The 23,127-nt window shown below is 55.6% G+C and carries 31 protein-coding genes; 25 read left to right on the top strand and 6 right to left on the bottom strand.

The genetic code is table 11. The features are described 5' to 3' along the window. The first annotated feature begins 265 nt into the window (after window positions 1–265). The 8 genes from E0L35_RS10185 (at window position 266) to E0L35_RS10150 (ending at window position 7,980) form a co-directional block, all read left to right on the top strand. Window positions 266–754 carry a helix-turn-helix transcriptional regulator gene (locus E0L35_RS10185; RefSeq protein WP_212751674.1) on the top strand — a complete coding sequence of 163 codons (489 nt, stop codon included), beginning with the start codon at window positions 266–268 and terminating at the stop codon, window positions 752–754. Between the two features lie 162 nt (window positions 755–916). After that, window positions 917–2,089 (top strand): phage tail sheath protein, encoded by a 1,173-nt coding sequence (locus tag E0L35_RS10180; protein ID WP_138800197.1) that lies wholly within the window; start codon window positions 917–919, stop codon window positions 2,087–2,089. A gap of 15 nt (window positions 2,090–2,104) precedes the next feature. Beyond that, complete coding sequence (locus E0L35_RS10175) at window positions 2,105–2,614, top strand: phage major tail tube protein (RefSeq protein ID WP_138800196.1); 510 nt, start codon at window positions 2,105–2,107, stop codon at window positions 2,612–2,614. 61 nt (window positions 2,615–2,675) lie between these two features. After that, on the top strand, window positions 2,676–3,044 hold the full coding sequence (locus E0L35_RS10170) for a phage tail assembly protein (RefSeq protein WP_138800195.1): 369 nt from the start codon (window positions 2,676–2,678) through the stop codon (window positions 3,042–3,044). Window positions 3,045–3,085: 41 nt separating this feature from the next. Further along, window positions 3,086–3,220 carry a GpE family phage tail protein gene (locus E0L35_RS10165; protein ID WP_084625444.1) on the top strand — a complete coding sequence of 45 codons (135 nt, stop codon included), beginning with the start codon at window positions 3,086–3,088 and terminating at the stop codon, window positions 3,218–3,220. Between the two features lie 11 nt (window positions 3,221–3,231). Then, window positions 3,232–6,540 carry a phage tail tape measure protein gene (locus tag E0L35_RS10160; protein ID WP_138800194.1) on the top strand — a complete coding sequence of 1,103 codons (3,309 nt, stop codon included), beginning with the start codon at window positions 3,232–3,234 and terminating at the stop codon, window positions 6,538–6,540. 22 nt (window positions 6,541–6,562) lie between these two features. Then, complete coding sequence (locus E0L35_RS10155) at window positions 6,563–7,012, top strand: phage tail protein (RefSeq protein WP_041158950.1); 450 nt, start codon at window positions 6,563–6,565, stop codon at window positions 7,010–7,012. Window positions 7,013–7,014: 2 nt separating this feature from the next. Then, complete coding sequence (locus E0L35_RS10150) at window positions 7,015–7,980, top strand: contractile injection system protein, VgrG/Pvc8 family (RefSeq protein WP_138800193.1); 966 nt, start codon at window positions 7,015–7,017, stop codon at window positions 7,978–7,980. A gap of 741 nt (window positions 7,981–8,721) precedes the next feature. Here the strand turns inward: E0L35_RS10150 and E0L35_RS10145 are convergent. Then, entirely contained in the window at window positions 8,722–9,072 is a 351-nt protein-coding gene (locus E0L35_RS10145) for a hypothetical protein (protein WP_138800192.1), read from the bottom strand. 115 nt (window positions 9,073–9,187) lie between these two features. Here E0L35_RS10145 and E0L35_RS10140 point away from each other — a divergent pair, with 115 nt between their 5' ends. Next, window positions 9,188–10,516, top strand: a complete 1,329-nt coding sequence (locus E0L35_RS10140; protein WP_138800191.1) for a Y-family DNA polymerase — start codon at window positions 9,188–9,190, stop codon at window positions 10,514–10,516. 144 nt (window positions 10,517–10,660) lie between these two features. Then, window positions 10,661–11,602: a DNA cytosine methyltransferase gene (locus tag E0L35_RS10135; protein WP_138800190.1), complete on the top strand. Its 942-nt coding sequence runs from the start codon at window positions 10,661–10,663 to the stop codon at window positions 11,600–11,602. Here the strand turns inward: E0L35_RS10135 and E0L35_RS10130 are convergent. From E0L35_RS10130 to E0L35_RS10120, 3 genes are all read right to left on the bottom strand, one after another. After that, on the bottom strand, window positions 11,599–12,627 hold the full coding sequence (locus E0L35_RS10130) for a hypothetical protein (RefSeq protein WP_138800189.1): 1,029 nt from the start codon (window positions 12,625–12,627) through the stop codon (window positions 11,599–11,601). The genes E0L35_RS10135 and E0L35_RS10130 overlap by 4 nt on opposite strands. Beyond that, the gene (locus E0L35_RS10125) at window positions 12,620–13,705 is read right to left on the bottom strand and encodes a ParB N-terminal domain-containing protein (RefSeq protein WP_138800188.1); all 1,086 of its coding nucleotides are present in this window, start codon (window positions 13,703–13,705) and stop codon (window positions 12,620–12,622) included. The genes E0L35_RS10130 and E0L35_RS10125 overlap by 8 nt, the downstream gene beginning before the upstream one ends. Window positions 13,706–13,804: 99 nt before the next feature. Then, window positions 13,805–14,473 carry a LexA family transcriptional regulator gene (locus tag E0L35_RS10120; RefSeq protein WP_138800187.1) on the bottom strand — a complete coding sequence of 223 codons (669 nt, stop codon included), beginning with the start codon at window positions 14,471–14,473 and terminating at the stop codon, window positions 13,805–13,807. A 90-nt stretch (window positions 14,474–14,563) separates the two neighbouring features. Between E0L35_RS10120 and E0L35_RS10115 the strand changes: the two genes are divergently transcribed. From E0L35_RS10115 to E0L35_RS10060, 12 genes are read left to right on the top strand one after another with little or no spacing between them, the layout of a single operon-like run. Further along, window positions 14,564–14,833 (top strand): hypothetical protein, encoded by a 270-nt coding sequence (locus E0L35_RS10115; RefSeq protein ID WP_138800186.1) that lies wholly within the window; start codon window positions 14,564–14,566, stop codon window positions 14,831–14,833. A 40-nt stretch (window positions 14,834–14,873) separates the two neighbouring features. Then, the gene (locus E0L35_RS10110) at window positions 14,874–15,080 is read left to right on the top strand and encodes a hypothetical protein (protein ID WP_041158942.1); all 207 of its coding nucleotides are present in this window, start codon (window positions 14,874–14,876) and stop codon (window positions 15,078–15,080) included. Window positions 15,081–15,115: 35 nt separating this feature from the next. Then, the gene (locus E0L35_RS10105) at window positions 15,116–15,319 is read left to right on the top strand and encodes a hypothetical protein (protein WP_041158941.1); all 204 of its coding nucleotides are present in this window, start codon (window positions 15,116–15,118) and stop codon (window positions 15,317–15,319) included. Between the two features lie 37 nt (window positions 15,320–15,356). Then, complete coding sequence (locus E0L35_RS10100; protein WP_041158940.1) at window positions 15,357–15,548, top strand: hypothetical protein; 192 nt, start codon at window positions 15,357–15,359, stop codon at window positions 15,546–15,548. Next, window positions 15,541–15,936: an ogr/Delta-like zinc finger family protein gene (locus tag E0L35_RS10095; protein WP_138800185.1), complete on the top strand. Its 396-nt coding sequence runs from the start codon at window positions 15,541–15,543 to the stop codon at window positions 15,934–15,936. The genes E0L35_RS10100 and E0L35_RS10095 overlap by 8 nt, the downstream gene beginning before the upstream one ends. Continuing rightward, on the top strand, window positions 15,917–16,294 hold the full coding sequence (locus tag E0L35_RS10090; RefSeq protein ID WP_138800184.1) for a hypothetical protein: 378 nt from the start codon (window positions 15,917–15,919) through the stop codon (window positions 16,292–16,294). The genes E0L35_RS10095 and E0L35_RS10090 overlap by 20 nt, the downstream gene beginning before the upstream one ends. Window positions 16,295–16,304: 10 nt before the next feature. After that, on the top strand, window positions 16,305–16,715 hold the full coding sequence (locus tag E0L35_RS10085; RefSeq protein WP_138800183.1) for a hypothetical protein: 411 nt from the start codon (window positions 16,305–16,307) through the stop codon (window positions 16,713–16,715). Beyond that, entirely contained in the window at window positions 16,712–16,957 is a 246-nt protein-coding gene (locus E0L35_RS10080) for a hypothetical protein (protein ID WP_138800182.1), read from the top strand. The genes E0L35_RS10085 and E0L35_RS10080 overlap by 4 nt, the downstream gene beginning before the upstream one ends. Beyond that, window positions 16,954–19,257 carry a replication endonuclease gene (locus E0L35_RS10075; protein WP_138800181.1) on the top strand — a complete coding sequence of 768 codons (2,304 nt, stop codon included), beginning with the start codon at window positions 16,954–16,956 and terminating at the stop codon, window positions 19,255–19,257. The genes E0L35_RS10080 and E0L35_RS10075 overlap by 4 nt, the downstream gene beginning before the upstream one ends. Window positions 19,258–19,271: 14 nt before the next feature. Then, window positions 19,272–19,487 (top strand): TraR/DksA C4-type zinc finger protein, encoded by a 216-nt coding sequence (locus E0L35_RS10070; protein WP_138800180.1) that lies wholly within the window; start codon window positions 19,272–19,274, stop codon window positions 19,485–19,487. Window positions 19,488–19,490: 3 nt separating this feature from the next. Then, window positions 19,491–19,679: a hypothetical protein gene (locus E0L35_RS10065; RefSeq protein ID WP_138800179.1), complete on the top strand. Its 189-nt coding sequence runs from the start codon at window positions 19,491–19,493 to the stop codon at window positions 19,677–19,679. Window positions 19,680–19,687: 8 nt separating this feature from the next. After that, window positions 19,688–20,236 carry a hypothetical protein gene (locus E0L35_RS10060; RefSeq protein ID WP_138800178.1) on the top strand — a complete coding sequence of 183 codons (549 nt, stop codon included), beginning with the start codon at window positions 19,688–19,690 and terminating at the stop codon, window positions 20,234–20,236. Window position 20,237: 1 nt separating this feature from the next. On the opposite strand, the gene E0L35_RS10055 is transcribed toward E0L35_RS10060, so the two are convergent. Next, window positions 20,238–20,678, bottom strand: a complete 441-nt coding sequence (locus E0L35_RS10055; protein WP_138800177.1) for a hypothetical protein — start codon at window positions 20,676–20,678, stop codon at window positions 20,238–20,240. A gap of 13 nt (window positions 20,679–20,691) precedes the next feature. On the opposite strand from E0L35_RS10055, the gene E0L35_RS10050 reads away from it, so the two are divergent. From E0L35_RS10050 to E0L35_RS10040, 3 genes are read left to right on the top strand one after another with little or no spacing between them, the layout of a single operon-like run. Beyond that, a complete protein-coding gene (locus E0L35_RS10050; protein WP_138800176.1) occupies window positions 20,692–20,931 on the top strand; it encodes a hypothetical protein in 240 nt (79 codons plus the stop codon). Beyond that, complete coding sequence (locus E0L35_RS10045) at window positions 20,928–21,230, top strand: hypothetical protein (protein ID WP_138800175.1); 303 nt, start codon at window positions 20,928–20,930, stop codon at window positions 21,228–21,230. The genes E0L35_RS10050 and E0L35_RS10045 overlap by 4 nt, the downstream gene beginning before the upstream one ends. After that, window positions 21,227–21,544, top strand: a complete 318-nt coding sequence (locus E0L35_RS10040; protein ID WP_138800174.1) for a hypothetical protein — start codon at window positions 21,227–21,229, stop codon at window positions 21,542–21,544. The genes E0L35_RS10045 and E0L35_RS10040 overlap by 4 nt, the downstream gene beginning before the upstream one ends. On the opposite strand, the gene E0L35_RS10035 is transcribed toward E0L35_RS10040, so the two are convergent. Then, complete coding sequence (locus tag E0L35_RS10035) at window positions 21,512–22,885, bottom strand: site-specific integrase (protein WP_138800173.1); 1,374 nt, start codon at window positions 22,883–22,885, stop codon at window positions 21,512–21,514. The genes E0L35_RS10040 and E0L35_RS10035 overlap by 33 nt on opposite strands. Window positions 22,886–23,127 lie beyond the last annotated feature (242 nt).

The raw sequence follows: 23,127 nt of genomic DNA, 5'->3' as shown, positions 1-23,127 counted from the left end.
GTGACCAGGAGAGCTTGCATGCAGGCCATTGAGCAGCTCAACCTAAACAGCCCATAGTTAATCTGAGCACTTAGCAAAATATATGGCTCGCCAATGCACGAACCATATTGTTTTTCGATCAGCAATGATTAAAAATCATACAAAAGAACAACCACATTCAAAAATAAAATACAAAAAATAATTTCGACATTCTTGACGAGAACCTGAAGATTCATATATTGTGAGTATGCAAGAACGTAACGCCCCTAACCAAAGGAACAGCACGATGACCAACGATGAAACAAAAGTAACTTGCTTGCTTAGCTTTATAATTATCTTGCTAAAAGAGGTCAGGCATGAGCGAAACATACACCAAGCCCAGCTAGGAGAGATGGCGGGGAAGACGCCCAATGCATGGACTAAGATAGAAACTGGCAGAAGTCCTATGACATTTGAGGTGTATCTACGGATATGTAATGGGCTTCAATTGCCACCCTCTTATGTGTTGGCCGCTGCTGAAAGACATTCAATGCTGTTTACTCAAAATGGTTGGGCAGTGCTTGGCTCACAGCTTGAGTTCAACGAAGATGCTCTTTTAAAGTTGTCTCAAGAATATTGGTCTTCACCTGGATACCGTAAGCGTGCGCCGCACATGTGGGGATATCAATCTGTCCTTAACGGACCTATATACAACCAAGATGGTTCTATAACCATTGCCCCCGTCTTTCAATTTATATTAGACCCCACGTTTAGGGCCGAACAACTGACTGATTAAGCTGATTCAGCCCGCCTCGGCGGGCTTTTTTGTGTCCGCTATCCACAGCTTTCTGTCCCCCACCTCCCGCACAACGCCCGCCACTACCCTCCCGCGCGAAGCCTGCCCACCATAGCAGCACACCTCAACAGAACCCCGCTTGAACCTGCGCAGGAGACAAGCATGGCCCAGGATTACCATCACGGCGTCCGCGTCGTCGAAATTAACGAAGGCACGCGCCCCATTCGCACCGTGGCCACCGCCGTTATCGGGCTGGTGGCCACCGGCCCGGAGGCAGACGCCGAACGCTTCCCCCTCGATACCCCGGTGCTGGTCACAGATATTTACTCCGCCATTGGCGCGGCGGGCACCACCGGCACCCTGGCCCGTTCGCTTCGTGCCATTGTCGAAGAAACCCGCGCCCTATGTGTGGTGGTGCGCGTGGCAGAAGGCCAGGACGAAGCCGAAACCACCGCCAACATCATTGGCAGCGTGACCGCCACCGGTCAGAAAACCGGCATTCAAGCCCTGCTCGCCGCCGAACAGCGCTTTGGCGTGAAACCGCGCATTCTAGGCGTGCCGGATCTGGATAACGAAAACGTCGCCACCGCCCTGATCAGCGTGGCCATCAAGCTACGCGCCTTCGCCTACGTGGCCGCCCACGGCTGCGAAACCAAGGAAGAAGCGGTGATGTACCGCGAGAACTTCGGCGAACGGGAAGCCATGGTGATCTGGCCCAACTTCCAGAACTTCGATGTGAACGCCCAGGAAAGCCGCCCACTCTCCGCCGTTGCCAAGGCGCTCGGCCACCGCGCCCGGTTGGATAACGAAATCGGCTGGCACAAAACTCTCTCGAACATGCCTGTAAACAGCGTCACCGGCATTACCCACGATGTGTTCTGGGATCTCCAAGACCCCGCCACCGATGCCGGGTATCTCAATGCCGCCGAGGTCACCACGCTGATCAACAAAAGCGGCTTCCGTTTCTGGGGCTCTCGCACCTGTACCGAAGACCCGCTGTTCGCGTTTGAATCCTACACCCGCACCGCGCAAGTCCTCGCCGACACCATCGCGGAAGCGCATTTGTGGGCAGTGGATAAGCCCATGCACCCCAGCTTGGTGCGCGACATTATCGAAGGCATCAACGCCAAGTTCCGCGAGCTCACCCGCAAAGGCTACATCCTGGGCGGTGAAGCCTGGTTCGACCCCGAGCTAAACAGTAAGGAAGTGCTAAAAAGCGGCAAGCTCTACATCGACTACGACTACACGCCGGTGCCCCCGCTGGAAAACCTCATGCTGCAGCAGCGCATTACCGACCGCTACCTGGTCGATTTTGCCGACCGCATCAACGCCTAACAGGAGCAACTGACCATGGCACTCCCCCACATCCTTAAAGACTTCAACCTGTTCGGCGATGGCAACAACTGGCAGGGCCAGATCCCCGAACTCACCCTGCCCGAGCTGGCCCGCCGCATGGTCGAGTACGAAGGCGGCGGTATGGAAGGCCCGATCGAAGTCGACCAGGGCAATGAGCTGCAGGAATTCGAGTGGACGGCCGGCGGCATGATTGTCGATATCTACGAAAGCTACGGCAGCCCCATCCACGACGCCGCCATGCTGCGTATGACCGGCTCTTACGAATCCGACGAAGATGGCGGGATTATTCCGGTCGAGATCGTCATGCGCGGCCGCCACAAAACCATCGCCATGGGTGATGCCAGCAAAGGCGACAACAACCAGATCAGCGTCACCACCACCCTTTCGTACTTCAAATTAATCGTCGATGGCGAAGAGGTCATCGAGCGCGACGTCCCCGGCTTCATCTTCAAAGTTCGTGGCAAGGATCGCTTGGCAGAGCGCCGCGCCGCCCTGGGTGTGTAAAGCACCTCCACCCTACGGCCACCCCGGTGGCCCTACCCCTTTTCTTTTATAGGACACGACCATGATTGATAAGACCGAAAACCAAAACACCGACACCCAAGCCGTTGAGAAAAACGAAGAGCTAACCACCGCTACCGCCCCAGGCGTGCCGACCGAAGTAGTGCCACTGGAAACCCCGCTGCAGCGTGGCAAAACGTTGGTTAAAGAGATCACCGTGCGTAAACCCATGTCCGGCGGTATGCGTGGCGTCAGCTTGGTCGACATCATGAACTTCGAAGTGACAGCCCTGCATAAAGTGTTGCCCCGCATCACTACGCCATCGCTCACCGAAGCCGAGGTGAAAACGCTCGATATCGTCGACCTCATTCAGCTCGGCACGGCGCTCAACGGTTTTTTGATCCCAAAGAAATTCAAGGAAACCGAGGCCTAGCCCTTCAAAAAAGAGCCCTTCCCGAGTTCGTAGAAGACGCCATGGCGGATCTCGCCATGGTGTTCCACTGGGAGCCCAGCGCCATGGACAACATGGAACTCGAAGAACTCATGCAGTGGCGCGAACGCGCCCGCAAACGCCACGAAGGCAGCAAGCCCGGTAAACGCACCAAATAGGAAAAAAGCCGATGTCGCGTAATCTACGCCTGCAAGTCATGTTGAACGCGGTAGATCGCGTCACCGGCCCCCTAAAGCGGATGCGCCAAGGTGCAGGCCAAACCGCCCAAGCCATGCGCGAAACCCGCGACCAGTTAAAAGACCTGCAGCGGCAACAAAGCGACCTCACCAGCTACCGCAAAGCTAACGCCGCCCTGCGCACCAACACCCGCGCAATGCGCGACGCCCGCACCCGCAACCAGCAATACACCCAGGCACTCGATAAGCAGCGCGAAGCCCACGCCGGTATTAAATCCGGCCTGACCGTTGCCCGCCGAGAATACGACCGCCTAGCCCGCGAGCTACTCAAAACCAAGCAGCCCAGCGACCAACTGACCGCCTCACTGGAACGCGCCCGCGTTCGCCTGCACGGCCAGCAGACCGAGTTCGACCGATCCGCCCGCGCGATGCGGGAATACCGCAACCGAACCCGCAACGCAGGCGAAGAGGTCAAGCGCCTCACCCAGAACCACGCCACCCAAACCGAGCGGGTGCGGGGCTTAAAAACCCGGCTGGATGAGGCGGGCATCAGTACCGACAACCTCGGCCGCAGCGCCCGGGAGCTGCGCACCAAAGAGGAACGCTTAAACACCGCGCTGCAGGAACAAAAGCGCCACTTATCTGAAGTCGCCGAACGCCAGCGCCGCTTAACCCAGGCCCGCGACCGCTACCAGAATGGCATGGCCAACGTCGCCCGCGCCCAAGGGGTGGGCATGGGCATGTTCGGCACCGGTATCGCCCAAGGCTACGCCGCCTCTCGCCTGTTAACGCCTGGCGTTGCCTGGGCGGAACAGATGAGCACCCTACAGGCCGTTGGCCGCTTCGATGCCGACGACGAACGCTACCAGGGGCTACGCCAGCAATCCCGCAACTTAGGGTCAACCACCGCCTTCAGCGCAACCGAAGTGGGTGCAGGCCAAGAGTTCCTACTGCGCGCAGGTATGAGCGCCGGGGCCATTCAGGCCTCAATGAAAGACGTGCTCGCGCTATCGCTGGCCAATAATACCGAGCTGGCCCGCGCGGCGGATATTGCCTCCAACATCGCCGGGGCGTTCAAGGTCGATATGGAAGCGGAAGGCGCCATGGCCCGCGTCGGGGATATCCTCTCCGGTACCGCCAGCCGCGCCAACGTTAACCTGGAAATGCTCGGCGAAACCATGAAGTACCTGGGCGGCGCCGAAGACCTCAAACTCACCATGGAACAAGCCGCCGCCATGTCGGGCATTCTCGGCAACATCGGCATCCAGGGTAGCCAGGCCGGTACCACCATGCGCGCCATGATGAACCGGCTCACCAACCCTGCCGCCAAGGGAGCGGCCGCAATTGAAAACATCGGGCTCCAAATTTCCGACGCCAACGGCAACATGCGCGCCATGCCCGATATCCTGCGTGATATCAGCCAGGCCACGGCGGATCTGGGCAACGTCGAACGTAAAGCCATCATGCAGGATATCTTCGGCGTAGAAGCGGGCTCCGGCATGGCGGAACTGGTCGACGCCATGGGCGGTGGCCAGCTGGATGACATCATCAATGCCCTGGGCGACAACATGGGCGAAAACGCCCGTATGGCCGAAGTCATGGCCGACAACATCGGCGGCGATTTAAAGAACCTGCGCAGCGCCTGGGAAGAAGTCGGCATCAGTATCACCGACACCAACGACGGCCCCCTGCGCGACCTGGTGCAGAACATCACCGCCATCACGCGAAGCGTAGGCGACTGGATCAAAGCCAATCCCGAGCTGGCAGGCACCATCGCCAAAGTGGCCGCGGCCATGATCGCCCTGGCCACCATCGGCGGCGCGGTCACCATGACGTTTGCCAGCATTCTCTCCCCGCTGCTGTTCGCCCGCTTCGCCATGTCCACCCTGGGCATCCAGGCAGGCGTGCTAGCCCCGGTGTTAAAAACGGCAGGCGCGGCACTGTTTGCGGTGGGTAAAGCGCTCACGGTTGGCCTACTCGGCGCACTCAAAGCCACGGCGGTATTCCTGGCCACCAACCCCATTGGCTGGGCAATCCTGGCCATCGCCGCTACCGCGTTGGTGATCTACAAATACTGGGAACCCATCAAAGGCTTTTTCCTGGGCCTATGGCAGCAAGTGAAAGACGCCTTTGGTGACGGCATCGGCGGCGTGTCTCGCCTGCTCATCAACTGGTCACCGCTTGGGCTGCTGTATAGCGCTTTCACCAGCACCCTCGAACGCCTGGGCATTTCAGTGCCGGAAAACTTCCGCAGCCTGGGCGGCTTTATTATCGACGGCCTGCTGGGCGGGCTGACCGAAAAGCTCACCGCCCTGCGCGAACGGGTGACCAGCATCGCCTCCAGCGTGGCCAACTGGTTCAAAGGCGTGCTTGGCATCAACTCCCCCAGCCGCGTGTTTGAAGGCTTCGGCGTCAATATCGTTGAGGGCATGATCAACGGCATCGGCAGCATGATCGGTGCCCTGCGCGACCAAGTGATGGGCATGGCGGGCAATATCGCAGGCTGGGTGCAGGACGCCATGGGTAGCGCGCTGGACTCACTCAGCAGCGGTGCCAACCGCGCTATCCAACTAGGAAAGGATACCGCCGCCGGTTTAGGGCAAGGGATACGCGACGGCGCCAATCGCGCAACGGAAAGCGCCGCCAATCTGGCCAACGACGTCACAACCACCGTGCGCGGCTGGCTGGATATCCACTCCCCCAGCCGCGTGTTTGCCACCATTGGTAACTACATCTCCCAAGGCCTGGCCAACGGCATTGAAGCCGACGCCGATGGCCCCGTTAAGCAAGTGCGCAGCCTCGCCTCCCACCTACACAATGCAGCCGCTGGGCTAATGCTGGGCGCAGGGGTGGCATCGCCCGCTATCGCCATGGAAGTGGAGCGGCCTACGTTACCCCAGCTGGGCGCGTTAGAGATCCAACGCCCCGAGCTGCCCACGCTCCATAGCGAGGTGGCCAAGCCCGAAACACCCACGCTGGATGCACTGCGCATCGAGCGGCCAGCACTTCCCGAGCTGGGCGCGATGCCATTCGAGTGGCCAACGCCGCCGACCTTCGACCCGCTACGCATCGACACCAGCGGCATACAGATCGACGCCCGGCCACCGCTGCAGAGCCACGCCAGCCAGCCCAGCGGCGGGCTGGTGATAAACGGCGGCATCAATATCGAGATCAACGCCGCCCCCGGCATGGATGAACAAGCCCTGGCACGGCTGGTAAACGCCGAAGTACAACGCGCCCTGCGCGATGCCGAACGCCGCGCCCAGGCAAGCCACCGCAGCGCCTTCCACGACATTGATTAAAGAGCAGTGAGGAAATATCACCATGATGATGATTTACGGCATGTTCGTGTTCGCCCTCGACACCGCCGCCTATCAAGAGCTGCAACGCCAAACCCGATGGCGGCAGGAAGCCCAAGGCCGGGTCGGCCTGCTGCCCGCCCGCCAGTTTCTCGGCCCAGGGGAAGACACCTTCACGCTCACAGGCACCCTTCACCCCCAGTTCACCGGCGGCCAACCCCACCTGGATCAATTACGCGACATGGCCAGCCAAGGCCACGCCTGGCCATTGATCGAAGGCACCGGCAAAAACTACGGCTTTTTTGTCATGGAAAGCCTAAAGGAGCGCAAGGTCGCATTGATGCGCGACGGCGCCGCCCAGCAAATTGATTTTGATATGGTGCTGCATCGGGTAGAAGACGATAACGGCAACCTGCTGGCCATGCTCGGCCCGCTGGCCGGTATGGCCATGCGCGCCGTGCCAAGGTTGGTGTAAGCATGATTCCCGCCCGACGCCCCGCCTACGCCATCGGCGGCATGGCCGCCACCGGCCGCCTGCAAAGCCTGACTATCACCGACCGGCGCGGTACCACCACCGACGAACTCACCATGACCCTGGAAGACCACGACGGCCGCCTCGCCATCCCCCCGCGCGGCAAGATCCTGACCGTGGCCCTGGGCTGGGAGGGTGAAGCCCTGGTGGATCGCGGCAGCTTTACCGTGGATGAAGTCGAACACTCAGGCGCGCCGGATGTGCTCACCATCCGCGCCCGCAGCGCCGACCTGCGCAAAGAGAACCCCGCCAAGCGCTGCGAAAGCTACCACGAGAAAACGCTCGAAGAGATTGTGGCCACCGCCGCCGGTCGCCTGGGGCTGGCTCCTAACATCGCCTCAGCGCTGGCAGGCATATTCATTGATCACATCGACCAAACCGACGAAAGCGATTTACACTTTTTGCACCGCCTGGCTGAACGCTATGACGCCCTATGCATGGCCAAAAACGGCAACTTACTGTTTATGCCCATGAACGGCGGCGTTACCGCAGGCGGCACCCCCATCCCGATGCTCACCCTCAAGCGCGGTGTAGGCGACACCCACCGCTATCTCATCGCTGACCGTGAAGAGTTCACCGGCGTGCTGGCTTATTGGAGCGACCTGGAAAGTGCGGAGAGAAAAGAAGTGCTGGTGGGCAGCAGCGACAATACCAAGCGCCTGCGCCACACCTACGCAAGCGAGGCCCACGCCATTGAAGAAGCCAGCGCCGAACTCAAGCGCCTACAGCGCAAGCACTCCGAACTCACACTGGAGCTAGCCGAAGGCCGCGCCGATATCTACCCCGAAACCCCGGTCACTGCAAAGGGTTACAAGCCAGAGATCGACGCCACACCCTGGATCATTGACGAAGTGACCCACAATTTCAGTGAAAGGGGCTATACCTGCAGTATTCGGATGGAGACGCGGTGAGTATTAACGCAGAGAGGGCAGGAAGGACTATCGAGATTAGCCCTTAAAAGCAGCACCTAACAACACCCGGCCATCCGTTGGCCGAGGGCTTTTGGTATCCGTCTCCTTACAGAAAAGCTGGTTCCTTCCATCTCGCGCATCCAAGCGTCATAATCAGCATAGACCAAAAAATAGCCCCTGTTTGTAAGAAATTGCCGACAAGATTTGTAAGAGATATCTTACAACTTTGTGTTTAGCATCTTTGACGAAGTGACCCACAATGTCACGGAGCAGGGGTATATGTAGAAACAATGAGGCTCACCGTAGATTTGCCTAGTGAAAGGAAAGCAGCGTATCTCCGTGCCATAACACTCGGCCCGTTTGTAGGAGGCGGTATGGGCATTATTAGAGGAACATGCTATGCATTTATACGCGAATGATCACAGCTCACAGCGGCAGCGCAAGGCGGCAACCATTGAGGCCGCACGTAAGCGCTATCTTGCCGCGAAACGGCAAGGCAATGTGAGAGTCAGCCTGAGCGCTGAAGAAGCACGGAAACGCGCTCAGAAGTCCATTTTTCGCCTATCTTAATTTTCCAGCTTCCAAAAAACCCCCGACCATACAACATGGCCGAGGGTTTTGTTTGCCGCAATCTTCTGACGAAGCGTTTCCGCCACGCGTGCTATTAGGCGACCACACCACTATGCCAAATTAACTGAGCAATGCATGTAAGCATTTTGCCATCTGTTTGTAAGAAATAACCTACACCGCCCAACACCTAGCCTGCCTCACCACCACCCCGCGATACTGCTTAGCGGTGATAAAACACCCCTGGCCACCAGCAGTGGGCAATAACCGGCAACGGCTACCCACGCGGTGGGATTTAAACAATCGGTACTCCCCTTCCACCTCAGCCACCACCAGATCGGCATGGCCAAACGTGCGCGCCTCATCCACCACCAGCACATCGCCCTCCATCCACGGCCCGCCTGGCTGCGCGTCCTCACTAATCTCCACCAGAAAGCAGCTGGGTGAAAATTTTCGCCTGTCCATTTCGGCCACTGCTGGGTGCTCCACGCCCACCACTGCTGGCCCCAAGTAATTTACTCGCATGCTGTTGCCCTGTGCTTGCTCCACATTAAGCGACGTACATTAGCGTTTGCCTGTCGCTTCCCTGGCTGCTAATACTGTATAAATTAACAGTCTTACACAAGTAGTGGAGCTCAATATGATTGGCCTGGTGGACTGCAACAATTTCTATGTCAGCTGCGAGCGTGTGTTCAATCACAAGCTGAATGGGCGCCCCGTGGGCATTATGTCCAACAACGACGGCTGCATTATCGCCCGTTCAGAAGAGCTGAAAGCGCTGGGTATCGAGATGGGCACCCCCGCCCACCAGGTGCGTCACCTGGTCGATCGCGGCGAGATTGTGTTGCACTCCTCCAACTACGAACTTTACGGCGATATGTCCCACCGGGTGCAAGGCATCCTGGAGCGCGAAACCGCTGGGGTAGAGCCTTACTCAATCGATGAGATGTTCGTACGCATGGATGGCTTTGATCCTGAAGCGCTGCTGGAACACGCCAAATCACTGCATCGGATGATCCGCCGCGGCACCGGCATTCCCGTCTGTGTAGGCGTGGCCGCAACACACACCCTTGCCAAGCTGGCCAACCGCATCGCAAAAAAACACCCCGGCTACCCTGGCGTGTGCATCCTTCACGCGGAGAGCGACGAAGCCAAACACCTGCTAAAGCAGATCGAAGTAGGCGATGTGTGGGGCGTTGGCCGCCGCCTGAATGAGCGCCTGCAGATCCTTGGCATCAACACCGCCTGGGATCTCCGCGAAGCGGACGCCAAACGCCTGCGGCGTAAGTTCTCGGTGAACATGGAGCGCACGGTACTGGAACTACGCGGCATCAGTTGCCTGAAGATGAACGACGTTAACGAACCACGCCAGCGCATTATGACCAGCCGATCGTTCGGCCGACCCACTTCACAGCTTTACGACCTACAGGGCGCTATTCGCCAACACGCCCAACGGGGCGCCGAAAAGCTACGCGAGCAGAAAAGCCTTGCCCGCGCCGTGCTGGTGTTCCTCAAAACAGACCGCTTTAGGCCCGACCTGCCCCAATACTCCCCCAGCCTGGCGGTAGAAATGGAACGCCCCAGCCAGGACACCCGCGACATCCTCCACGCCGCCCAGGAGGCGCTGCGCAAGATCTATCGGCCAAAGTACGGCTACAAAAAAGCAGGCGTGATGCTGATCGACCTCACCGACGAGAACCGCCAACAGCTCAGCCTGATGGACACACCGCAAACGGAAGAAGAACGCCAGCGCAGCCAAAAGCTAATGGCCACCATGGACGCGCTAAACGAGAAGATGGGAAAAGGAACGGTACGCTTAGGGCTGCCAGAAAAGAACGCCCCCTGGCACCTACGCTGCGCGAACCGCAGCCCGCGCTATACCACTAACTGGGATGAGTTGATGGTGGCGTATACGGATGAGGGAGCGGCGAAGAAAAAGAAGGTGGCCATGCAGCCCCACGGGTACTAAAATGGCGTTAAATAACGCAATAATGAAATAACGCAATAAAGAAATAACGCAATAGGGGTGTGCCTGCGTCATCATAGGGCGTTAGAATCGCCACCATTTCGAATACCATCATCCCGTGAGGGAGTTAAGGTTTAGGACAACGTCATGCCAACAGCAGTGTCACTTTTCTCAGGTTGCGGAGGCTCAGACGCTGGCATCATCAATGCTGGCTTCGATGTGCTGATGGCCAACGATGTGTTGGCTTATGCGCAAGCGGTATATGAGCACAACCATCCAGAAACTGACTACCGCCTTGGAAGCATAAGCAAAATAGAACATTTTCCTGACGCCGAGTTGCTGGTTGGATGCTACCCATGCCAAGGGTTCAGCCAGGGCGGGGTGCGTGATGCTGGCAGACAAATTAATACCCTTTACCTTGAGTTTGCTCGTGCGTTAGGACAGATCAAGCCCAAGGCTTTCATCGTTGAGAACGTCTCCGGCATGGTGCGTAAAAATTACGCCCATCTTCTGCAGGATCAGCTGAGAGTATTCACTGAGGCTGGGTACAACGTTTCATTTCAAGTACTTAATTCAGCAGATTTTGGAGTTGCCCAAGAACGTAAGAGAATTTTCATCGTCGGTATTCGTGACGACTTTGGTATTGATTATACGTTTCCGCAGCCAACTCACGGCATAACAGGCGGCCCTGCCAAAGCAACGATTCATGATGCTATTGGCGGTATGCCCGAATGGCCTGAGGGTGAATTTTACGACCTAGATTTTCACTGGTACTACTTATCCAGAAACCGGCGTAATGACTGGGCAGAGCAATCAAAAACGATTGTGGCGAATCCAAGACACATGCCCCTTCACCCAATGAGCCCGCCGCTGGAGAAGTTGGAGCATAATGTATGGCGTTTCACGCACGATGGGCCAGCGCGCCGCTTTAGCTATCGTGAAGCCGCCAAGCTACAGGGGTTCGAAGACCTAGCTTTTCCAGAACACAAGTCGGGCAGCATGAGCATGCGATACAAAGTGGTAGGCAATGCGGTACCACCGCCCTTATTTCAGGCGGTAGCTGAGGCAATACCAGCTATATGGGATTAATAAAAAGAAATTTCGAGAGCCTCTTGTATCGTCTCTCTTTTTATAACCTCATGAATATTTACTTGATATTGCTTCGCAATTCTCATAATTCTAAAGCGATCAACTACAATTGACCTAGAAAAATCAGAGTACTTAAGCCAATCTTTACCATCATTGGTCAACATCGATTGGGGCATAAAATAATAACAAGCCCACTCATAACCTACCTTTAAATGAAGGCCGAGTTTACTAGGTGAAGCTTCTAACATTTTCATACCAAACTCCTCTGCTGTACATCCGCATTGAGCGAAAGCCATTGGTATGAGGTTTCGTTCATCTGACATAGGGTGCCAAGCTACTAAATCCAACCCACCATCACCTTGGTCGCGCTCACTAAAATGAGTTCGTTTTGCGGCCAATTCACCTCTTACGTCATCGGCAAGTAACGAGAGCTTGTCGTAAAGATGTCCACGATATCTACTTGATTTATCTTTGCCGAATGGATGAACAACCCACCCTTGCGGCATTAAACATTTGAATATCGCATAACTTACTTCTTCAAATGGGCCAGTGAGCTCATGCCGACGGGAACGCGGGCAATAACGAAGAGCAGAAGATATTAAAAGTTGAATATAAAAATAATGCCAATCAGTAAGTTCATCTTTAAGATATATTGATTGTAATTCTTCATCAAAATAAAATGGATAAAGTTCGTCTCCAAAATGACGCAATCTACTTTTTAGATGGAGAAATCTCTCATATGTTTTCTGCTGCAGTCGATCGTTTACAGCTGGAGTAGATTGATACATTTCATCATGTTGAAATTCATCAAAATCAAGACCTAAATCTTCAGCATATTCTTCATCTGAAATATCATCAGCATCATCTCTCGTATCTGTCATCTCCTCCTGAGTCTCCATTAAATCAGAACGAGAAAAGCTTTTATCTGGGTGTACTAGACAACGTAGCTCTATATAATCACACCAAACAAAAACATCTGACAATCGAGGCAGTAATGATAACTTAGTAAATATTTCATTACTCATCGTCTAACCGCCCCTTAATCACAGAACGAATGCTTTTAGATAAATCAAAAATACTCTGTATCTCATCCTCATGGCTTTTGTCGACTTCACTAACGGAAGGGAGGGTTTCATAGGCCAAATTTAGTTTCTTTTTAGCAGCCTCTAGCATTTGAGAAAAAGCCACCTGCGGGCCTTCAGTCATTAAGAAGGCTTCATTTAAATCGCCCTTTCTCTTTAAATTTGAAACTGCCTCTTGATTAGCGACAACTGCAGCAAGATCTTTTAGTTTTCTTGAATCAGAAACAATAGTATTTCCCTGTTGGTCTTGGGAGTAAATCCATGAAAATACATCTTTCAGCTTATCATCTTCAACATTTTCACATTGGGTATCAACCTTACTTTCTAAACCTAAGTAATCAGAAATATTTCTATATCCAATTGCGGTTGTGAGCAATGTAAACTCAATCCCTTTTTCAGTAATTCCTGGCAAATTAAAGAACTCACTATCTTTAGCTTTATCATAAAGCTCAAGGCCCGTGAGCATAGTTCCGACATAATCAGACCTACTACCAATCTCTTTGGCTAGCATTTTCAGCTGAAGCTCTTCTGGCTCATCAGCATATACATCTTCTCTTAATTGCTTTAAGTATCTTGCCTTTGCTAATGGCCCCCAGGCTTTTATCCCAGTAATATGCCTAAAACCTAAATATCTTAAAATATCTTTTCTTTCTGAAAATACGATACATGGTACTTTCGTAGGCTTCTCGGTAGCATCTTCAATAATTGAAAAAACAGTTTTAAGTCTTTTCGGTGTTTCAAGCTCACCATTCAGCAGCTTTAAAGCAGCCAGGCGGCGATTACCTTCAACCACATAGTATTTTTTGCTATCTGAAGCCTGGGCCACCAACAATGGTTCCCCTTCAAAATAACCTTGCACACCAATGCTTTGCATAACCTCCGCGACACGTTCGTCACGAATCATTTTCTCCAAAATAATATTTTCCGCGCCGGATGATATTTCCCGTGGAAAGCGGGGATTTTCTGGATCAAACAATAACTCGCTTGTATTAAGCGTTTCTGGATAAGGAAATTTAGCCATATCACCCCCTGCGCATAAACCTGTTTATAAATAATTATAAAATCATTGAGTAAATCAAAACTTTCGAATTAGCCGTCTTTATATATTCAACTTTTACACTCAAACCACCCGCCCAATACGAATCTCACACCGCCCAAGTATCTCCACATCATGCATATCCTGCGGCTTGATCATTTCCGGCTGGTAGTGATCGTTATCACTAATCAAGTACAACGCCCCGCCCGCCAGGCGCTGCACCCGTTTGATTCTTCGCTCCCCACTTACTAGCAACAAAAACACGCCTTCCTGTTTAGGGTCGCGGTTGCTGCGATCTACCAGCACCCAGTCCCCATCGGCCAGAGTTCCGTCCATCGAGTCGCCACGAACCTTAATGCCTACAACTTGCGCAGGATCTAGCCCCTGCTCGGAAAGCTCAGCCGTCGAAAAATACAGCGTGGTTTTTACCGGTTCGCCTTCAAAGCTGCGTCCAGCGCCCGCTGCCGCTTCAATGTCGTACATCTTAACGGGTGAGAGATCCGGCCCGGGCTCATTAGCCGCCAAGCTCAAAGACTCACCACCTGATGAAATCGAACGATTCCCTGTTAGCACGTAATGAGTGTTCACCCCGGCAGCATGCAAAGCCGAAAGGTAATCAGCCTTGGGGCTACGCTTCTCACTCTCATAGAGCATTTGGGTGTTTTTCGTGATGCCGGCAATGTCACCAAGCTCCGTTTGAGAGAAGCCTAGCCTTACCCGTTCCTCACGCAAACGCATCCCTATAGAACTCATTTAATTTCATTCCCCATTGACAATGAAATCATTTGATTCCATTCTAATGATGTCTTTTACTTCACAACACACCGCAAGGGAGCCACTGCCATGGCCACACCTGCTGATACATCACCGCTCATCACGGTGGAAAAACTGACCGTTAACAAAACCCAAGGGATGCTTACCGTCGAGAGCGCTCAAGAAGGCCTCGAAAGCTTCAATGCCCGTTGTCAGGAAAAGCCAATGCCCTTCCAAGAGTTCGTCAACGTATTGCTGATTCTCAGCGGCTTTGGCGCAACCGACATCACCGCCTCTTTCCTACCCAATCAGTCAGGGGCTCAAAAAGTGTCGTGGACGCTAACCGTCGCCTCAGCCTGACCCTTTTAAAGCCTTTTACTCCACTAAGGAAGCCTAACCCATGGCCACCGCTAACACCATTGCCCCAAAGCCGATTTATGCCCCCAAAGGGTGTAACTCGCCAATCATGACCTACCTCACCGAAGCCGAGCGAGGAAGCCTGGAACGCATTACCCAGCTGGAAATGCGTTCGATGTCGGCCACCGCTCGCATGCTCATGCTGCGCGGTATCGCCCAATACGACCAAGAAACCCTTTCCGCCGATTAACCCGTTGTTCGTGCTTCTGCATAAGGAACGCCGTCATGCACCAAGACACCCGTCGCATCCGTCAACGCTATGCCGCCATCAATTTGGACGACTACGAAGCCAAGTTGATTGACGCCCTGGTCGACTACACCGGCATGTCGAAAGCCACCTTGCTGCGCCAATTGGTGCTGAAAGAAGCGCTCGAAACACTCGGCGTTAGCGACATCGTGAATACCAGTATGGGCCAACGTGCGTCGTAAAAGCAGGCACAAAAAAGGCCCAAAAGGAGCACCCAAAATGCCCCATGAGTTTCGCTTAGCACTGGATGAAGAGCTGGACACCCAGCTGGAGGCAGTGCGGCAACAGCAAGGGCTTGAAACGCTCGACCAAGCCGCGGAGTGGCTCGCCCGCCGACGACTACGCAAGGGCACGGCCAGCCTCACCGGAAGAGGCCGCGCCCTTTACGAAATAAGGGGGCCGAGTGACTGAAAAAACAGATGTGAAACAGGGCTCCATCGAAGGGGAATACCTCGAAGGAGAAGAAACAGAAGGCGTAGAACACCAGGACAGTCGGCTGCGGTTCGATTGCCCTCACTGCGGATCACATATGTGGGTGCGAACTTCGAAGACGCATCTACCCATCTTCCGGGTGCTCTACCTGCACTGTAGCAACGTATTTGGTTGTGGCTTCCGTACCACAGCCGACCTTTCGTTAAAGCATGTGCTGGCCCCCAGTTTCAGGCCAAACCCAAAAGTAGATCTTCCGTACTCACCTTGGTTCAAGCGGCACGCCCGCTTGGAGAAACAAGGCCAGATGCGTCTGGGTATCGAAGATCAAACCAAGAAGGAACCACAACATGAACGTAGCACCCATTAACGCTGCAAAAACCCCCTTCGATATCGCCACCGAAGTGCTCTGGCAAAACCGCTGGGATAGCCGCGCCGAAGCGCTGCGCATCACCATCGGCACCCTGGTGCATGACTACGGCATCGCGGAAGCCACCGCCGAAGTGGCCGCCATTCAAGCCTTCGCGGATCTGGATAGCGTCAATCTGGATTCAAGCATCGACCTGAACGCCAGCACTTCCCATGTAGTGGTGCTGCGCACCCGTAACGGCTGCCCTGTGGTGTTCACCGCCCGTGACCTCGACCACATGATCCAGCAGGCCCGCGATGCTGGCCTTGCTCAAGTGGTCGATGCCGATACCCGCCGTCCCATCGTCCTCGAGCACTAAGGTAAAAGCCATGGCTAACGTAACGCCGTTACCCACACGCCAACCCGCGCCCATCGTCCACGCCGACCGCGCTGGGTTCGGTGAACTCCGCGCCGAGCTGCACAGCCGCGCGGCGGATCAAGACTTGATCAGCGTCTGGGCGGATCTCCCCTTCCCTGAACGCCGCTTTGTGCTGAAAAGTGCCGGACTAACCCCGGATGCCACCCAACAAATCAGCCAGCTAGCCAAGCCGGAACGCGCCGCCGTGCGCGCCGCCATTCACCGCATGAGCGACTACGCCAGCGGCCTGAAAGACCAACTGCGCAACCGCGCCCAACACCCCAGCCGTGAACTGGCCAGCCACGCCCGTCAGGCGTTGGCGGAAGGCAACACCAAAGCCGCCCTGCACTGGCTCAGCCTGATCGAAAAGGGGGTGGCATGAATATCGATAGCACCATGTTGGCGATCTATCTTGCCCACGAGCAACTCACCAACCTAGCTGAGCAGCTAGAACAGCAGGGCTTCTCCATGGCCGCTGCTGAGCTTGTTCGCGAAACAAAAGCACTCGGACGCCAAGCAATGCAGATTGAAGGCGTGCTGGGCGACTACCCAACGGAAATTGCCGCCGCGCAAAACCCTGCGCCGTGCTGGCTCGGTATCGACTTTGCCAAGGTGCCCGCATGAGCGCGCTGGAACTCGCCTTTGGCCACAGCTCTGGCACCAAAGATTGCTACCTGTACTTAAAGGGCCACTTTGAGCGCCTGCCCTCGCTGGCGGAAAAGTTGGCGGGTGGCTATGTGCACGTTTCCAAACGCCACGGCCACGCCGCTGCTAACCGCTGGTTAGCGCGCAACACTCGCGAGCTCATCGACCCCGCCAGCGTGTACCGCCGCTTCCCTGCCATCGCCAAAGATCTGGAGCGCGGCTTTAACGGGCTGGTCAAACGCGCACCCACCACCATCGAAGGCTTGCAACAGGGCTGCCGCTGGCTGGCCAGCGTCGAAAAGGATCTGGTGCTGCACGGCCTGAACGTCACCCACGACGATGAAGCGGTCATCAATCACGCCGATGCTCAAGCCACGGCGATTGAGCGAGAACGCAGCAAGCTGATTGGCGGCATCGCCGAGCATAACCGCCGCCTGCGCCTGGGCTTGCTGCCGCCACCGCTGAACCTGAAAACGCCCAAGGCGCGCACCCTTTCCGGCCAAGCGCGGGAAGTCGCCCTGCAAATCGCGGATTCCCGCAATCCATTAAGCCCGCCGCTGGGCGTCATTCCATTGATGGCAGTGTTCAACTGGCACCGTGCGCCGGTCATGAGCCTATCCGTCGTCAATGAAATGGCGCTCGTCAAAGCCCGCCACCGGGCGCGCCTGCACGGCATCAACCCGCCCAGCCTCAAGCTGAAAAGCGCCGTGCAGCTGGCCAAGCTAACCGACCCCATTTGGTGGCGTCGGCAGCTGCGCCGCCTGGGCGGCCGCCGGTTGGAACAGGTGCAGCGGGAAGCCCACCGCGTACATAAGCGCGCAGGCATCTACTGCAGCAACGTCACGCTCGACCGCCGCCGCGCACAGAAGAACCGTAACCGCGCCCTGCTCGAGGCATTGGAAGCGATCAACCAGGAAGGCCAGGTTTACACCCTGGCCGAACTCGCCGAGTTGGGTTTATCGAACCCCGACCACCGCCGGGCGGAGTTGATGCTGCGTATCAGCGACACCGAGGCGGAGTCCCGCCGCATGGGCCATGTGGGCATGTTCTACACCATCACCGCGCCCAGCCGTTTCCACCCGGTGATCTCCGAAAACAGCGTCAGCAACCCAAAGTATGACGGCAGCACCCCGCGCGAAGCCCAAGCCCACCTGCAGCAGGTATGGGCACGCGCCCGCGCTGCACTGGCCCGCGAAAACCTGGGTATTTACGGCATTCGTGTGGTGGAACCCCACCACGACGGCACGCCCCACTGGCACCTGTTGCTGTGGATGAAGCCGGAGCACACAAAGCGAGTAAACGAGATCTTGCGCAGCCACGCGGAAGCGGACACCCCCGAGGAGCTGTTCGACCGTCGCGGCAACAAAACCACCGCCCGCTTTAAGGTGGAAAAGATCGACTACAAGCGCGGTACCGCCGCGGGCTACGTGGCCAAGTACATCAGCAAGAACATCAACGGCGAGCAGTTCGTCCGTGATGGCGTGCAAAACGATGACAAAGACCGCTATGGCCATGAGCTAACCAGCGTCGCGCCGCGCATTGAGTCGTGGGCGGCGGTGTGGGGCATTCGCCAGTTTCAGTTCGTCGGCCTGCCCAGCGTCACCGTGTGGCGTGAAGTGCGCCGCCTAAACGAAAAGCACATCGATGAGCTGGAAAGCTGGGAGCAAGCCACCCGCCCCGATAAACGCATCGCCAGCCGTTTGGAACAGATCCGCAAGGCGGCCAACGCCGGTCAGTGGGATCAATTCCTGCGTTTGATGGGCGGCCCCAACCTGCCCCGCAAACAGCGCCCCGTTAAACCCTGGACGATGCCCCGCGTGGATCTCGAACGGGCTGAATTTAGCCACGCCACCGGCGAGGTGCGCGAAGGCATCGAGGCCAAAGGCCGCCACGGCGAAAGCAAGCTGGGCACCTTCGGCATCGTCGTTTCAGACGGCCGGGGCAACGAACACGAATACCTGACCCGCTTCTACCGCTGGCAAGTGCGCGGCAAGTCGCAGCGGCACCAAGGGGTTTCGGGAGGCGGCGAAGCCGCGTCCCCTTGGACTCGTGTCACTAACTGTACGCAGGGGCCAGATATCCAGCCCCGAGAGCCATCACCCGACGAGAAAAAAGCCCAGCGCGAACGTCTCGAAGAGTGGAAGCGCTCAGAAATTTACCGGGCCGAAGCGGAAGACGCCTACCGCGAAGCCCAGGAAGCCAGAGAAGCCGCGCGAAAACTCTTCGCGCCGTCCAACCCTACCCAGCAGGAAGAGTACTTCCCGCCCGAACTTTGCTAACCGAAGGAAGAACGATGGCAGATAACGCCGACCGCGCCGCGGTCACCATCCAACAAAGCCTGGAGGCCACGCTGGCACGCCGCGCCACGCTCGCCACCCAGGCCGCCAACGATGAATGTGTTGATTGCGGCTACGAAATCCCCGCCCAGCGCCGCAAAGCCGCGCCCTGGGCCACCACCTGCATCGAGTGCCAGGGCATTCGTGAGCTGAAAAACAAGCAAGGACGGTAAACGATGAAAAACCCAATACCCGTCAACCATCGTTCGGCCATTACCTTGCTCGCCGCAGGTTTTGGCCTGGGCGCCGCTTTCCAGCTAGGCGTGAGCACCGTTAGCCACTTCAAACCCCGCGTTGAGGTGATCGAGATCCGCACTCAAGCAAAAGCGGTGCCCAAGGGCATCGCGCAGCGTTTTGAGTTTTAGGGGGCTACATGGCTATTGATCCGAACTGGGTTCGTGAGAACCCCGAAGAGGCTGCAAAACAGTTAGACGTACTCGGCGAAATGCATGTTGATCATGTTCGCTACTTGTGGGAATTGCGTGGTTTCGGGGGATGTGTAGAGTTTGCGGAGGCCTTCGATTCGCTGGAGAAAAAGTACGCTGCGCTTTCTTTGGCAAAGCTGGAGGCCATGCCCGCCGACCTTAAAGATCGCTACTTGGTGGTAAGGATTAACGACATTTGGCATCAAACAGAGGTTAATAAAATTGGAAAGGAGCTGCGTAAACACTGCTCAGGTGTTGGCATTTTTTGGAATATGGACGTTGATATCGAAGCGCTCGATATGACAAAGCGCGATGCGTTAAAACAGGCTGAAGCGCTGGAAGAGGCGGCGGCAGAAACAGTGCCAGCCATGCACAAGATGGCTAATTGGCTTATCGCTCGCGCTGCAGAGAAACGCCGCAAAGCCGCACCCTGGGCCACCACCTGCATCGAGTGCCAGGGCATTCGTGAGCTAAGGGGGCGGCATGTTCGCAAATAAATTAATTGAGTGTTTGCAGCATCAATCGAGCACCAAGGCTCATGATTTCAGTGACCGCTTTGCGAACGGCATCGCTACTGCCTTTTTTGGCGGCATCAGCCAGTTGGTCACCCAAGCTCGGTTCATCGGTAAGGCTGGTCGGCTTGATCTTAAGCACCTCAAGCCCCTTGGCGGTCAGTACGCCGTTCTTAACGATTCGATCATTGCCATCTTGTTCATCCGCATGGATATACCCCGCTCGGCGCAGCCACTCAACCGTTGCAATAAAAAAGACAGCATCAGGGGAAGCCCTATCGCACTGAGAACTTTCATCATACTGAGTTGGCTGTTCTACAAAGTCTCTGGCTTGCAGATTAATGGGTACCGGAAAGCTGTTGTAAAAACTAGCCAATACCTGACCACTGAATTCATCAAATTTTTCAATATTGTTCGCTTGCGTCATGAGGCCGCCCACCATGAATAGTGATGAAAAAGAAAGAATCCTATCGTCAGTTGATTACCTAGTCACCCAGCAAACTCGCAACCTGATGCCATACGACGAAGCTGAGCGAATTTGGAATAACCTTCTGGCCAACGCACCAAGAGAAACGATAGCCGAAGGGCTGGCCGTATCACTAACGGGTCTCAAATCACAGGTGAACACCTGCCCACTTGCTCAGCAGCTCCAGGCGCTTTGCTCAAAGAGGCATCCATGACTCAAAAGCAACCTGCTCGCGGTGGCGCCGTGGCACGCCAGGCAGCCATGCTTTGCCAGGATCGCGCCTTCCAGCTCTACCTGGATCGTCGCCGCCGAGCCAAGTTTGGCATTGATGAAAGCACCTTGCCCGACGGTACCCACAACGAACAGGACGCCCGGGATTGGTTAATCGCGGCCTGCCAAATCAACAGCCGCGCCGAGCTGGACAGCAACCCAGCCGCGCGCCAAACGTTTCGCATCATTCGCAACCGCTTCAACCGCTGGCGGGCTAAACAGAAGGGAGAAAAGAACCAATGAGTATTAACGATCAACGTGATATCGATAAAGAGCTAGCTGATGCCTTGGCCCGCGCAAAGGCAGGGGTAGACCTGGCAATGATCGAGCTGCCAGATATCGTGGTTTTCCCGCGGCTAATTCCGGCAATGCCAGCGACAGCAAGAAAGGCGCGCAGCACTGGCATCCTACTCGGTAGGCCTGGGCCACGATTCGTGAAGCGTGGCCACCATGTGCGCTATCGCCTATCTGACGTATACGCCTGGCTGGAATCAAGCGAGAGCTATTCAAGCACCGCTGAAGCCTCAATGCGCAGCGCTACTTCCATCGCCTCGTAACTCCTTGCCCATGACCTCTTTCCCCTGCCCGATCTGAGCAAACAGCTGTACCGCATTACGCTTATGGTCGGGCTGGAGGTGGGCATAGTATTTGATCGTCGTCTGAATATCCGAGTGAGCCATCAGTTTGCTCACCGTGAGAAGATCCACTCCCGCCATAACCAACTGGCTCGCAAAGTTATGGCGCAGCGTATATAGCACCATTCCATCGTTTAACCCTGCCAACTGGCGCACCCGCCTCCACGGCTTTCGCATTGCATCTTTGCCCAGCCGCTTGCCCGTAACAGGTGATGAAAACACATAACCGCTGCTGGGCTTCCCTTGCTGCTCCCACCACGTTTCCAGCACTTCCATGGCCGGATCTGAAAGCGGGAAAGTTTGCGGCTCGGGGGATTGGTGCGCGGTTTTTTCGATGATTTTGCGAACGCTCTTAAACTCGAAACTCACATGCGGCCAACGAAGACCAAATAAATCACCTGGTCGAAACCCGGTGTAATACATGAGCAGTAGCCACGGCGTGGCATGATCGACATAGGCCACACCATCCAGGTCGGGTAAATACCGCTTACCATGAGCCCGGCTGCTTCTTCGCTGCGCCCGCTTTTCCTCCTGGTAGGCATCCAGACCAGCAAAAAAGGCGTCACGCTCACTAGCCTCCAGGTAACGGCGCCCCTCGTCCGCTTCAAGTTGGTCGTCCGTAAGCGCTGGCTTCTGGAGCTTGATGTCTTTTAGCGGGTTTTGAGTAATGACGCCGCGCTTAGCCGCGTGGTTAAGCAGTGTTTGCAGTGCGCCATAGGAGCGTTTCATGGTTTGGTAAGCCTGGGGTTTTACCGGTGGGTCTGCATCCGGGGCTCCCACCTCTTTTTGAGATTGCCAGCGCTCAACATCAGCCAGGCCGAGGGTTTCCATCGGCTTATCAAGCCAATCGGTAAAGCTATTTTCGATACGTCTTAAGGTGGCGTCGCCATCCTTGCGGCGCTTCTGGTGATCGGCATAATCAGTCTGCAGGTAAGATCTAAGCGTTTGTTGCTGCTGGTGTTGCGCTTCGGCTTTCGTCTCTTCAATCACCGCGCGGGGATCGCCACCTTGGGCAACGACAGCCAACGCCTCGCGCGCGGTTTCTCGCGCTTGAGTAGCGGTATAGACACCAAACTTGCCAATTGTAAGCACGCGCCGTTTATTCAGCGTGTTGTAATAAGAGAGCCGGATCGACAAGCCTCGCTTGCCAGCGCGAACGTGGTAACCTCCAAGATCCGAATCCCAAACCTCATCACCTTCCGCCAGCTCTTTGGCCAGACGCTCCATTAGTCGCGCTGTCAGCTTCGCTGTAGTCTTATCCATAAAAACTAGGTTCCAAATAGGTTCTAAGCGGAGGATAAAAGAGGGGCAATGCGTCGACAAGCAGAAAAGAAGCCTAGCCCATAAGTGATTGATTCAAAATAACTCTAGTTATCCACACATTTCTGGGGATATATCGAGTTATTTTATCCACAAGCCTTCGGGAGGCAGAGGTCGTAGGTTCGAATCCTGCTATTCCGACCAAAAATTCCGGAAAACGGCCACTTAGCTAATACAGCAAGTGG

Origin of the sequence: Halomonas sp. ATBC28 (assembly GCF_005937175.1) — a bacterium.
In the GTDB taxonomy this organism is placed as follows: Bacteria; Pseudomonadota; Gammaproteobacteria; order Pseudomonadales; family Halomonadaceae; genus Vreelandella; species Vreelandella titanicae.
Note: the sequence above shows the minus strand (reverse complement) of the source record. Positions and strands in the feature narration are given on the sequence as shown.